This is a genomic window from Intrasporangium sp. (assembly GCF_036566125.1).
GTDB lineage: Bacteria > Actinomycetota > Actinomycetes > Actinomycetales > Dermatophilaceae > Intrasporangium.
Map to the genome: position 1 here is coordinate 1 of NZ_DATCWX010000093.1, position 11,600 is coordinate 11,600.

14 protein-coding genes are annotated in these 11,600 nt (G+C 70.6%); 11 read left to right on the top strand and 3 right to left on the bottom strand.

Features of this window, described 5'->3' with window-relative positions; genetic code table 11:
* The 3 genes from VIR15_RS05555 to VIR15_RS05565 form a co-directional block, all read left to right on the top strand.
* Positions 1-476 (top strand): carboxymuconolactone decarboxylase family protein (locus VIR15_RS05555; RefSeq protein ID WP_331926481.1); only part of this gene is annotated, 476 nt, incomplete at its 5' end.
* Positions 431-1,345, top strand: a complete 915-nt coding sequence (gene sigJ / locus VIR15_RS05560; protein ID WP_331926482.1) for an RNA polymerase sigma factor SigJ — start codon at positions 431-433, stop codon at positions 1,343-1,345. The genes VIR15_RS05555 and sigJ, both read left to right, overlap by 46 nt.
* 237 nt (positions 1,346-1,582) lie before the next feature.
* Entirely contained in the window at positions 1,583-2,569 is a 987-nt protein-coding gene (locus tag VIR15_RS05565; protein WP_331926483.1) for a DUF559 domain-containing protein, read from the top strand.
* Between the two features lie 143 nt (positions 2,570-2,712).
* Here VIR15_RS05565 and VIR15_RS05570 read toward each other — a convergent pair whose 3' ends face one another.
* Positions 2,713-3,534 (bottom strand): SGNH/GDSL hydrolase family protein, encoded by an 822-nt coding sequence (locus VIR15_RS05570; protein ID WP_331926484.1) that lies wholly within the window; start codon positions 3,532-3,534, stop codon positions 2,713-2,715.
* Positions 3,531-4,208: a uracil-DNA glycosylase gene (locus VIR15_RS05575; RefSeq protein ID WP_331926485.1), complete on the bottom strand. Its 678-nt coding sequence runs from the start codon at positions 4,206-4,208 to the stop codon at positions 3,531-3,533. The genes VIR15_RS05570 and VIR15_RS05575 overlap by 4 nt, the downstream gene beginning before the upstream one ends.
* A 43-nt stretch (positions 4,209-4,251) precedes the next feature.
* Here VIR15_RS05575 and VIR15_RS05580 point away from each other — a divergent pair, with 43 nt between their 5' ends.
* The 6 genes from VIR15_RS05580 (at position 4,252) to VIR15_RS05605 (ending at position 9,615) form a co-directional block, all read left to right on the top strand.
* Positions 4,252-5,406 carry an N-acetylglucosamine-6-phosphate deacetylase gene (locus tag VIR15_RS05580; RefSeq protein WP_331926486.1) on the top strand — a complete coding sequence of 385 codons (1,155 nt, stop codon included), beginning with the start codon at positions 4,252-4,254 and terminating at the stop codon, positions 5,404-5,406.
* A 52-nt stretch (positions 5,407-5,458) separates the two neighbouring features.
* Positions 5,459-6,127 carry an HAD family hydrolase gene (locus VIR15_RS05585; RefSeq protein ID WP_331926487.1) on the top strand — a complete coding sequence of 223 codons (669 nt, stop codon included), beginning with the start codon at positions 5,459-5,461 and terminating at the stop codon, positions 6,125-6,127.
* A 92-nt stretch (positions 6,128-6,219) separates the two neighbouring features.
* Complete coding sequence (locus VIR15_RS05590) at positions 6,220-7,581, top strand: pyridoxal phosphate-dependent decarboxylase family protein (RefSeq protein ID WP_331926488.1); 1,362 nt, start codon at positions 6,220-6,222, stop codon at positions 7,579-7,581.
* 152 nt (positions 7,582-7,733) lie between these two features.
* Positions 7,734-8,027 (top strand): nucleoid-associated protein NapA, encoded by a 294-nt coding sequence (gene napA, locus VIR15_RS05595; protein ID WP_331926489.1) that lies wholly within the window; start codon positions 7,734-7,736, stop codon positions 8,025-8,027.
* Between the two features lie 41 nt (positions 8,028-8,068).
* Positions 8,069-8,533, top strand: a complete 465-nt coding sequence (locus VIR15_RS05600) for a GNAT family N-acetyltransferase (RefSeq protein WP_331926490.1) — start codon at positions 8,069-8,071, stop codon at positions 8,531-8,533.
* Positions 8,534-8,556: 23 nt separating this feature from the next.
* Positions 8,557-9,615 (top strand): P1 family peptidase, encoded by a 1,059-nt coding sequence (locus tag VIR15_RS05605; protein WP_331926494.1) that lies wholly within the window; start codon positions 8,557-8,559, stop codon positions 9,613-9,615.
* A gap of 111 nt (positions 9,616-9,726) precedes the next feature.
* On the opposite strand, the gene VIR15_RS05610 is transcribed toward VIR15_RS05605, so the two are convergent.
* Positions 9,727-10,131: a thiol-disulfide oxidoreductase DCC family protein gene (locus tag VIR15_RS05610; RefSeq protein ID WP_331926491.1), complete on the bottom strand. Its 405-nt coding sequence runs from the start codon at positions 10,129-10,131 to the stop codon at positions 9,727-9,729.
* Here VIR15_RS05610 and VIR15_RS05615 point away from each other — a divergent pair.
* Positions 10,124-10,624 carry a hypothetical protein gene (locus VIR15_RS05615; RefSeq protein WP_331926492.1) on the top strand — a complete coding sequence of 167 codons (501 nt, stop codon included), beginning with the start codon at positions 10,124-10,126 and terminating at the stop codon, positions 10,622-10,624. The two genes, VIR15_RS05610 and VIR15_RS05615, sit on opposite strands and share 8 nt — an antisense overlap.
* A complete protein-coding gene (locus tag VIR15_RS05620; protein WP_331926493.1) occupies positions 10,621-11,535 on the top strand; it encodes an HTTM domain-containing protein in 915 nt (304 codons plus the stop codon). Before VIR15_RS05615 ends, VIR15_RS05620 begins: the two co-directional genes overlap by 4 nt.
* Positions 11,536-11,600 lie beyond the last annotated feature (65 nt).

Sequence of the window (11,600 nt, forward strand, 5' to 3'; positions counted from 1 at the left end):
GGTGTCACGCCGGGGCGGGCGCCGTCCGTCGTGCTGGTATGACACGACGAATTGATGTCAGTGAGGTGGCTCCCGCCGGCTTCCGTGCGGTGTTGGGGCTCGAGAAGTACGTCTCGGGAGCCGTGGACCACACGGTCCTACGGCTGGTGAAGACACGGGCCTCGATGATCAACGGATGCACCTACTGCATCCACATGCACACCAATGACTCACTCAAGGCCGGGGAGAGCATCGATCGGCTCTTTGGTCTGGCAGCGTGGCACGAGGCGCCGTTCTACGACGAAGCGGAGCGGGCCGCCCTTGGGCTCACCGATGCCGTGACCCGGCTCGAGGAAGGCGGTGTGCCGGACGACGTCTGGGACCCAGCCGTCAAGCACTGGGGTGAGGAGGGGGCCGCCAACCTGCTGCTGGCGATTGCCACGATCAACGTATGGAACCGGATCGCGATCACGTGCCGCACCCCACCGGGGGCCTGACCCTCGACGACGAGTTCAAGGCCGCCCGCCCGATGCTCGCCGGGCTGGCCTATCGGCTGCTGGGCAGCTGGCACGACGCCGAGGACGTCCTGCAGGAGGCCTACCTGCGATGGGCGGTCGTCGAGCAGTCGGCGGTTCGCGAGCCGCGTCGCTACCTGACGAGGGTGGTGACACGGCTGGCCGTCGACTCGCTTCGGACCAGGCAGGCGCGGCGGGAGACCTACGTCGGCGACTGGCTGCCCGAGCCGGCACCTGCTGACCTGTTCGGCAGTGCTGATCCGGGCGACCTGTCCCTCGCTGTGCTGCACCTGATGGAACGGCTCACACCGGTGCAGCGAGCCGTCTACGTGCTGCGTACTGCCTTCGTCATCCCATACGACGAGATCGCGGACATCCTGGGCCGGAGCCCGGAGGACTGTCGACAGCTGCAGCGTCGAGCCAAGGACGCGTTGGCCGACTCGCGCGCTCGCTTCACACCGACGCGGAACGAGCAGGAGCGGCTGCTGACGGACTTCGCGGCAGCGGCCCGGTCGGGCAACCTCGAGCGGCTCAAGGGCCTGCTCCGTGCGGATGCGGTGGCGTGGAGCGACGGGGGAGGGCGCGCGAAGGCAGCCCGGCGTCCCATCCACGGTCGCGACAAGCTGGCGCGGTTCTTCGGCCAGCTCTACTCCCGGGCGGAAGCCTTCGACGCGGTCGTGCTCGACCTGGCCGGTGAGCGCGCCCTGCTCGTCCGGCTGGGCGAGGTGCCGCACGTTCTGACGCTCGAGACCAATGCCGGACAGGTGGTCGGGATCCGGCTCCTGACCAACCCCGACAAGCTCTCCGTAGCCGCGAGCCGGGCAGCATCGGGGCGACCTTGGGACAAGTGACGGGATGACTCTTGGCGGCCACGCTCGCGAAGGGGCAACAGTGGGAGTTGATCCCGTCATTGGCCCCGTCTTGGTCCTCGACCCGGGGACAAGTGACGGGATGCCTCTCGGCGGCCATGCTCGCGAAGGGGCAACAGTGGGAGTTGATCCCGTCATTGGTCCCGGTGTCAGTGTTGGATCGGCTGGACCTGTGCATGACGCCAGCAGGGCGGAGCCCATCTAGGCGAGATTGGCTGCGTGACCGCAGACACAGCCGCAACTGAGTCAAGGCCGCCCCTCGATCGCGCGGTGGCGGACGTGGTCGAGCGACTTGGGGGCACGTGCTCCTGGCGAGAACTGCGCCGAGCCGTGCATTGGCGGCACATTGCCGCGGCTCTGAAGGACGGTTCCATCGTCCGACCCGGTCGGGGTGTGTACGCCGTGCCCGCGGCGGCCGACGGGAGGGTGATCGCTCGGCGGATGACGGGCACGGTCTCGCATCGGACCGCCGCCCTGCACTGGGGATGGAAGGTCAAGGCGACCCCGGACCTTCCAGACGTGACGATCCCGGCCAATCGAAAGCTGCGCACCAGCGCCCGAGGTCTGGCGACCGTCCACTGGCGCACCCTCGGCGCTGGAAACGTCGTGGACGGTTGGGTGACGAGTCGCGTCCGGACCGTCGTCGACTGCTGCCTCGACCTGCCATTCGACGAAGCGCTCGCGGTCTTCGACTCGGCGCTGCGCAGTGGCCTCAATAGGCGTGAGGTCACGGAGGCAGTGTTGTCACTCGGGAAACTGCAACGACGACGGGTCCTGGCCCTGGCACGGGTGGCAAGTCACCGGGCTGCCAACCCGTTCGAGTCGGTTCTTCGGGCTCTTGCCATCGAAGCGGCTCAAGCACTCGGGGCTCAGTTCGAGCCGCAGCATCAGATCCGCTACGACGACTACGATGCGCGCGTCGATCTCGGCAGCCACGACCTGCGCCTGGTGCTGGAGGCCGAGAGCTTCGAGTTCCATGGCGACAGAGCCGCGCTGACGCGAGACTGCATCCGTTACACCGAGCTGGGGTCCCGCGGTTGGCTGGTGCTGCGGTTCACTTGGGAGCAGGTGATGTTCCAGCAGGACTGGGTCCGACGGAAGATCGCGATGACGGTGCGGGCCAGGCGATCACCACGGGCGCAACCCGCAGATACACGGCAAGTGGGACGAGTGACGGGACGGCTTGGCCTCGTCCCGGCGCGCTGAGCACGCGGCCGCGGTTCTCGTCCCGTCACTTGACCCAGCATTGCGGGCCGGACGGGAGGAATGACGGGACGGCCTGGCCTCGCCGCGGCGCGCTGAGCACGCGGCCGCGGTGCTCGTCCCGTCACTTGACCCAGCCGCTGGGGTCAGTCGAGGGGGCCGATCTCGGGGCGCTTCGCCTGCCGCAGGTCGCCGGACGACCGTCCGATCAGGCGCCGGTGAACCCAGGGCCCGACGTATTCGCGGGCCCACTGGGCGTTCGCCTGCAGCGCCTCCCGGCGGCTGATCGGCGGTGCCGGCTCGAGAGGCGTCTCCCAGTCCGCGTCGGCCGGAGCATGGCCCAGCGCCTGCAGCGCAGCCATCGCAACCCGTCGGTGGCCCTCGCTCGTCATGTGGATCCGGTCGTCGGCCCACATCCGCCAGTCGCGAAGGGCGTGCAGGCCCCACTGGTCGATGACGTGGGCGCCGTGGTGTCGGGCGATCGACCAGATGTTCGCCGCGTGGACGCCCGCCCGACCACGGGTCGCCTTCACCAACGGAGCCTCCGCAGGGTCGACCGGGGTTGCCATGAGCACGTCCGCGCCCGTCGCCCGGATCCGCTTCACCGCATCCTCGAGCCTGGAAGCCAGGGCGTCGAGGTCGGCCTTCGGTCGCAGGATGTCGTTCCCGCCGCCGACGATGCTGACGAGGTCCGGCTCCAGGGCCAGGGCCTTGTCGAGCTGTGGGCCCACGACGTCCGCCAGCTTGCGCCCCCGAACTGCCAGGTTCGCGTAGCCGAACCCCAGGCCCGAGTCCTGCGCCATCTCCGACAGGTGCGCCGCCAACCGGTCCGCCCACCCAGCGAACTCGCCGTGCGAGCCATTGCCGACGAGGAGCGGGTCGTCGTCGCACATTCCTTCGGTGAAGGAGTCGCCGATGGCCACGTAACGACTCCACAGGCGTCGCTCACCCGCGCTGGGCTCGGTCATGTCAGCCTCCAGTCGATCGGTGTGGCGCCCTGTCGGGCGAGCAGCTCGTTGGCCCTGCTGAACGGCCGCGACCCGAAGAACCCGGACCGTGCGGACAGGGGTGACGGGTGGGCGCTCTCGATGCGCGGCACCTGTCCCAGCATCGGTGCGAGGGACTGCGCCTGCCGTCCCCACAGGATCGCGACCAACGGCCCACCGCGCGCCACGAGCCCCGAGATTGCCTGTGCCGTCACGGTTTCCCAGCCTTTGCCCTGATGGCTGGCCGGCCGTCCGGGGGACACGGTCAGCACCCGGTTGAGCAGCATGACGCCGCGATCGAACCACGGACTGAGGTCGCCGTTCGCCGGCGGCGGCAACCCCAGGTCGGTCCCCAGCTCCTGGTAGATGTTCTGCAGCGACCGGGGCACGGGCCGCACGTCAGGTGCGACGGAGAAGGACAGCCCCACCGGGTGACCGGGTGTCGGATACGGGTCCTGGCCGACGATGAGCACCCGGACGTCCGCGAGCGGCAGGGTGAAGGCTCGCAGGATGGCGCCGCCCGCGGGGAGGTAGCCGCGGCCCGCTGCCACCTCGGCGCGCAGGAACTGCCCCATCGCGCCGATGGTCTCGGCCACCGGGTCGAGCACGGGCACCCACGACGGGTGGACGAGCTCGGCGAGCGGACGGGCAGGCACGGGGTCACGCTACCGAACGACGCACACGGCAGAATCGGCCCTGATGACCACAGTGCTTCACGGACCAGCCCTCATCGACGGTGCCGTCGTCACCGCCGAGATCGCCATCGACGGCGAGCGCATCGCATCGATCCGGCGGGTGCAGCCGTCCGACCCGGCCACCCCCGGAAGTGAGCCGATCCTCGGGACGATGTCAGCGGCATACGTCGATATTCACTGCCACGGGGGCGGTGGGTCGGCGTTCACCGACCTCGACGCCAACGCCGCTGCGGCGGCGGCCCGCCATCACCATGCCCGCGGTTCCACGTCTCTCCTCGCCAGCCTCGTGACCATGCCGCCCGCGGACCTGCTCCGAGGCGTCGAGATCCTTACCGACCTCGCGGACGACGGTCTCGTCGACGGCATCCACCTCGAGGGCCCGTGGCTCGCCGAGGCCCGGTGCGGTGCCCATGACCCGAGGCTGCTCCGCGACCCGGACCTCCGGGAGGTCGACCGCCTCCTGCGCGCCGGCCGCGGCCACATCCGACAGGTGACCTTTGCCCCGGAGCGTGAGGGTGGGATGCGCCTCGTGCGGCACCTGCGCGAATCGGGTGTCCACCCGGCTATCGGGCACACGACGGCGACGTTTGCGCAGGTGGGGCAGGCTGTGGCCGCCGGGGCCGACCTCGCCACGCACCTGTTCAACGGGATGGACCCATGGCACCATCGCACGCCCGGAGCGGTCCCCGCGCTCCTCCGTGCGGCCGTTCTCGACGGTGTGGTCCTGGAGCTCATCGCGGACGGCGCCCACCTCTCGGACGACACCGTGCGCACCGTGGTCGATCTGGTCGGGCCGTCGCGGGTGGCCTTCGTGTCCGACGCGATCGGGGCAGCCGGCGTCGGCGATGGACCGTACTCGCTCGGCGGCCTCTCCGTGGTGGTCTCCGGCGGCACCGCCCGGCTCATCGCGGGGCCGGGGGAGCCCGAGGGCTCCATCGCCGGTGGGACGAGCCACGTCGCCGACATCGTGGCGCGCCAGGTGGGTGCCGGGATTTCTCTGCCGTATGCCGCTGAGTCGGCTTCCAGCACACCTGCCCGCCTGCTCGGGCTGGCTGACCGAGGGGCGCTCCGCGGCGGGGCGCGTGCCGATCTCGTCGTTCTCGATGGCGCGGCGCGGGTGCTTCGGGTGATGCGCGCCGGTCGCTGGCTCGCCGCATGATCCTCCTGATGCGTTTCGGCCGATGCCGCCAGAGCGCCTATGGTGGGTCCCCGTGACAGCTTCATTGAGGCCTCGCTGGCCCGTAGTCATCTTCGATCTCGACGGCACCCTCGCCGACACCGTGAACCTCATCGTCGAGTCGTACCAGCACGCCTTCCGCACGGTCATGGGCCGTGAGGAGGACCCGGACGTCATCCGGTCATGGATCGGGCGTCCGCTCAGCAGCGCGTTCCGCGATCATGCGCCGGACCACGCCGACCAGTTGTACGCGACGTACCTCAGCTGGAACGCCGACAACACCGAGCGGCTCATCCGCAGCTACGAGGGCGCCCGTGAGGTGCTCGTCGCCCTGAACGAGGCAGGGGCCAAGGTCGGCGTCGCCACCTCCAAGCGGCGCGAGTCGGCGCAGCAGGCCATGGACCTGCTCGGCCTGTCGTCCCATGTCTCCGCCCTGGTGGCGCTCGAGGACACCGAGCTGCACAAGCCCGAGCCGGCACCCCTGCTGCTCGCGATGGAGCGCCTCGGGGAGTCGCACCCGTCGCGCGCCGCGTACGTCGGTGACGCCGTGGTGGACGTGCTCGCAGGCAAGGCGGCCGGCATGGCAACGATCGCGGTGACGTGGGGCGCCGGTGTCCGGGCGAACCTGGACAAGGTGCGACCGGACGGCATCGCGACGACGCCGCCGGAGCTGCGCGACCTCCTCCTGCCCCAGAACGACTGACGCCCGAGACGCGGGCAGCGGCACCAACGGGCGAGCGGGAGCGAGCCCAGCGGCATACGGAAGGGGTGTCGTTGAGCCCCTAGAGTGCGTCCGTGCACTCCTTCAACGAGGATCCCGACCACGTCGCGGTTGAGCAGGTCCTGCGCTACGCGCGGCAGCGTCTGCTCATGGACCCCATCCCACTCGACGGGCCGCAGACGGAGGAGTACCTGACGTCCGCAGCGGGCCAGACGATCACGGCGGCGGGACTAGGGGCGCCTCGCGCGATGGAGCTGTTCGAGCACACCCTTGCGCCGGCATGCCTGTCGACCGACCACCCGCGGTACCTGTCCTTCATCCCGTGCGCCCCGACCCGTGAGGCAGCGGCCTTCGACGTCGTCGTCGGCGCCTCGTCGGTCTACGGCGGGTCCTGGCTGGAGGGGGCCGGGGCGGTCTACGCCGAGAACCAGGCGTTGCGCTGGATCGCCGACCTCGCCGGGCTGCCGGAGCGCGCGGGCGGCGTGTTCGTGCCGGGCGGGACCGTCGGCAACCTGTCCGCGCTCGTCGTCGCCCGCCACACCGCGCGCAACAAGGCCAAGGAGGCCGGCACCGGTGCCCGGCCGTGGCGGATCGCCGCGACCGACAACGCGCACTCGTCCGTCGTGTCGATGGCGGCCGTCATGGACGCCGAGGTCTGCGGCGTGCCCGTCGACGAGAAGCTGCGCCTCACCGGGCCCGAGCTTCGCAAGACCCTCGAGGAGCACGGGCCCGAGACGTTCTTCGCCGTCGTCGCGACGAGCGGCACGACGAACTTCGGCGTCGTCGACGACCTCGAGTCGGTCGCCGACGTGTGCGAGGAGTTCGGCCTCTGGCTGCACGTCGACGGCGCCTACGGCGGGGCCGGCCTCGCGGCTCCCTCGGTGCGGCACCTCTTCAACGGCATCGAGCGGGCGGACTCGTTCATCGTCGACCCGCACAAGTGGCTCTTCGCGCCGTTCGACTGCTGCGCGCTGCTCTATCGCGACCCGGAGCTGGCTCGGATCGCCCACACCCAGGAGGCCGGCTACCTCGACGTCCTGACCAAGGCGACCGAGTGGAACCCGACCGACTACTCCATCGGCCTGACCCGTCGGGCGCGCGGCCTGCCGCTCTGGTACTCCCTCGCTGTCCACGGCACCGACGCCTACGTCGAGGCGATCGAGAGCACGCTCGCCGTCGTGCGCCACGCCGCCTGGGAGATCGAGGCGCGACCCTATGTCGAGCTCGTCCGGGAGCCGGATCTGTCCGTCGTCGTCTTCCGCCGCCTGGGCTGGGCGCCTGCGGACTACCAGGCGTGGACCGACCGGCTGCTCGCCGCTGAATTCGCCTTCGTCGTGCCGACCACCTTCCGCGGGGAGACGCTGACGCGGTTCGCGGTGGTCAACCCGCACACGACCAAGGAGGACGTCACGGCCATCCTCGACACGATGGCGTGAGGCGCCCAAGAAATCACAACCGTGTGATTCACTCGCTAAGGTGGGTAGTGGAGCCAACGCGATCGAGTTCAGAAGAAGGTCCAGGTGGAAGGGTCGCGCCCAGACTCGCTACCGTTTCGCAGGACCCAGGCCAGCAACGCAGGACAGGAATCATGAGCGCAGAACACGCCACGGAGCAGACGCACCACTCCGAGAGCGCGCTCAGTGACCGGGACCTCGAGATCCTGGCCTTCGAGCGGCAGTGGTGGAAGTACGCCGGCTCGAAGGAGCAGGCCATCAAGGAGCTGTTCGACATGAGCTCCACGCGGTACTACCAGGTCCTCAACGCCCTGCTCGACACCCCTGCCGCGCTCGAGGCAGACCCGATGCTCATCAAGCGACTGCGCCGGATGCGCGCCAGCCGCCAGCGGGCCCGCACCAGCCGACGCCTGGGGTTCAACGCCTGATTTGCCGCGGTTCTGCCGGAGGGGCGTGGTTCACTTCCCCCATGGCCGACGTGGTGGTTCGCCGCGCAGGAGCGGACGACGCCTTCATCGTTGCCGCCCTGCACCTGCAGTTCGCGCGGGAGCTCGGGATGCCGTCGGAGCCGGGCTACCTCGACCGGTTCGTGGACGCCTGGCTCGCCGAGCGACCGGACCGCCCCACCTGGATTGCCGAAGCGCGCGGTGAGCACGCCGGCATCCTCGAGACCCGCCGCATCCGGGCCCTGCCCTGGCCGGGCCGGCGGGATGTGAGCTGGCTCCACGTCGGGGGCCTGTTCGTGACTCCCGGCAGCCGCGACCTCGGCGTCGCCCGCGCGTTGAGCGAGGCCATGATCGAATGGTCCCGCTCGACCGACGTCAAGTGGATCCGCGTCAACGCGCCGGACGAGAAGGAGCAACAGTTCTACGAGCGGCTGGGGTTCGCGTCTCCAGGCCGGCTCATGGAGTTCGACCTGAGGGACCCAGAGTGACCGCTGCCAGTTCTGACTTCACCATGCGACCCGGCCCGACCAACTCCATCGTCGATGTCCCCGGGGTGCGCGTCGGCCACTGCACCCGCGACGAGCCCGGCTGGCTGACGGGGGTGACGGTGGTCGTGGCGCCGCCCGGCGGCGCCGTCGCCGGGGTCGACGTGCGCGGCGGCGGGCCGGGGACCCGCGAGACGGACCTGCTCGACCCGCGCAACCTCGTCGACCGGGTCGATGCCGTCGTCCTCGGTGGCGGCAGCGCGCCGGGACTCGGCGCGGTGGACGGCGTCGTCGATGGCCTCTTCGACGACGGTCGCGGCTGGCCGATGCGAGAGCCCGGGCAGGTCGTGCCCATCGTCCCCGGCGCGATCCTGTTCGATCTCGGACGGGCGGGCACGTGGCGCAACTATCCGCGACCCAAGGACGGGAGGGCGGCATACGACCTGGCTGCCTCCTCAGCCGTCCCGCAAGGGTGTGTCGGCGCTGGGACGGGCGCCCGCGTGGGCGGGCTCAAGGGGGGCGTCGGCTCAGCGAGCGTCGTCCTCGAGTCCGGTGTGACCCTGGGGGCCATCGTCGCGCTCAATGCAGTTGGTTCCGCCGTGGACCCCACCACCGGCAGGCCGTATGCCGCTGGGCTCGGTCTCAAGGGCGAGTTCGCTCACGTCGGGGCTGGGTCTGCGGACGACTTGGCCGAGGCTCGCGCGCGCGGCGAGTCCCTTCCCGACAAGCTGCCCGGGGTGCCGGCGATGGCGACGACGATCGGGGTCATCGCCACTGACGCGACGCTGAGCAAGGCGCAGTGCCAGAAGCTCGCCGGGATCGGCCACGACGGCTTCGCCCGGGCGATCAAGCCGGTGCACACGCCCTTCGACGGGGACACGCTCTTCGCGATGGCGACGGGGGAGCGGGGCGGGATCGAGCTGGCCGAGCTCGTGGCTTTCATGGAGGCCGGCGCCGACTGCGTGGCCCGCGCCATCGTGCACGCATTGCTCGCCGCGACCTCGGTGGACCGGTCGGCGGACGGCGGACTGGCGATCCGCTCCTGGTCGGACGCCTTCCCGTCCGCCCTCACGCCCCCGCCCTGATCGAGTGAACAGCTTCCGGGGTGGGCGGTCGTCCGCGACTGATACCGCGGCCGATAGGGCTGGGCGACCCCAAAGTTGTTCACTCGATCGGGTGTGGGGCCCGGAAGCTGTTCATTCGATTGGGGCCGTTGGCTGCTGGGTGGGGAGGGCACACGCGGGGGTGCCGCCGGGCAGCTGGTCGCGATGGCGGGCGACCCAGCCGTAGACGCGCCGCGCCAGTGCGTCGACCCCCGGCATCGTGAGGAGTCGGCCGACCGGACGCCACGCCGGGGCGCCCTGACGCAGGGCCTCTGCGATGGCGCGGTGACCGGGGTGGATGGCGCCGTCCGCGTCGATGAACTGGGCCGCGTCCAGACAGTCGGCCGCGGTGAGCCCGTAGGCGCTAAGGTCGACCCGCTGCCACGGTTCGATCGCGTACCGCCCGGTCCGGTCGACCCAACGGCGGAGGAACTCCACGGACGAGGTGCAGAAGGCACAGTCGCCGTCGAAGATCAACAGGGGCAGGCGGGTGGACACGGGACCAGTCAACCACCAGGACGGCGGACGCCTGAATCGCCTCGGCCGGCTCCTGCGGGGGCTGGTCATGGTCCTCGTGGTCGGTGGCGTCATCACCGGCACCGTGCTGCGCAACGACCAGGGATGGCCGTTCGCGCCGATGAGCCAGTTCGCCTTCGCCGTCAGCCCATCGGACGGCGAGATCCACTCGCGTTACCTCCAGGCGATGACGGTCGACGGTGAGCGCGTGCACGTGGACCTGTCTCGGGGCGCGCTGGGCTTGGGTCGCGCCGAGATCGAGGGCCAGCTGTGGTCCTTCCGCCAGCAGCCTTCGCTGATGCAGGCCATCGCCGTGCTCCACGCGAGACGGGCACCGGAGGCGGCCCGCTTCGCCGTGGTCGAGCTCATGGACGACGTGCGGGTCGTCAGCGGCGGCGTGCCCGGGCCGGTCCGCACCGACGTCGTCGTGTCATGGACCGTGGTGGACCCGGCCGATCCCGTGGAGCTGCCATGAGCATCCGCCGTTGGGCCTTCCCTCAAGCTCCGCTGGCCCGGGTCGCTCGGGTGCGGGCCGCCATCTACGCCATCGTCATCCTCGACGTGCTGTTCTTCGTCACCGACCCGATCGACCACGGGGACGTCCCTGCGGCGCTGTACCGCGAGCTGCCGGTGCGCGCGCTGCTGCACCTGCCGCAACCGTCGCCCACGTACGGCTGGGTCCTCCTCTTCGTCATCCTCGTCAGCGCGGCCGTCGCCGCCTCGGGCCGGTGGCCGCGTCTCGCGGGCTGGGTGTGCGCCGTGGCGATGCTCGACTGGGTGAGCAACGGGATGTCCTACGGGAAGGTCGACCACGACCACTTCGCCCTCGTCGTCGCCCTGTTCGTGCTGCCGACAGTGGGCCGAGCGGGGTGGTTCGAGGGGCGAGGCACGGAGGCCGCCGGCTGGGCGCTGCGGATGATCCAGCTCGCCGTCGTCGCGACCTACTTCCTGTCCGCGATCGCCAAGATCCGCGAGGGCGGCTGGCTCTGGGGGAGCTCGGCGACACTCATCTGGGCGCTGAGCCGCCGCGGCGACGTCCAGCCCGCACAGTGGCTCTCGATGCAGCCGATGCTGACCAACGTCATGCAGTGGACCGTCTTCGTCGCGGAGCTGCTGTCGCCCGTCATGCTGTGGCTGCGGGGCCGGGCGCTGCTTGCCGCGGTGGGTTTCTGGATCATCTTCCACGCCAGCACCTACGTGCTCTTGACGATCCACTTCCTGCCGACCGCCATCTGCCTGCTCGCGTTCCTGCCCCTTGAGCGGATCGGCAGGCGCGGCGCCCCCGTGTCGTCAGCGGAGCCGGGCGGAGCGGGGGCCGGCGAGCCGGTGGCCTCGGCGAAGGGCTCGCGGCGGCGGGCTGCCGCGCGGCTCAGGATCCAGTCGTAGGCTGCGGAACCTGGGCCCATCCGCGACGGATCGCGGCCTCGAGTCCCGCCAGCGGGTACGGCAGG

Coding starts and splice junctions, on each gene's coding strand:
- VIR15_RS05570 (WP_331926484.1), bottom strand. CDS start 3,534: ATGACCGAGCCCAGCGCGGGTGAGCGACGCCTGTGGAGTCGTTACGTG.
- sigJ (WP_331926482.1), top strand. CDS start 431: ATGGAACCGGATCGCGATCACGTGCCGCACCCCACCGGGGGCCTGACC.
- VIR15_RS05600 (WP_331926490.1), top strand. CDS start 8,069: ATGGCCGACGTGGTGGTTCGCCGCGCAGGAGCGGACGACGCCTTCATC.
- VIR15_RS05580 (WP_331926486.1), top strand. CDS start 4,252: ATGACCACAGTGCTTCACGGACCAGCCCTCATCGACGGTGCCGTCGTC.
- VIR15_RS05605 (WP_331926494.1), top strand. CDS start 8,557: ATGCGACCCGGCCCGACCAACTCCATCGTCGATGTCCCCGGGGTGCGC.
- napA (WP_331926489.1), top strand. CDS start 7,734: ATGAGCGCAGAACACGCCACGGAGCAGACGCACCACTCCGAGAGCGCG.
- VIR15_RS05620 (WP_331926493.1), top strand. CDS start 10,621: ATGAGCATCCGCCGTTGGGCCTTCCCTCAAGCTCCGCTGGCCCGGGTC.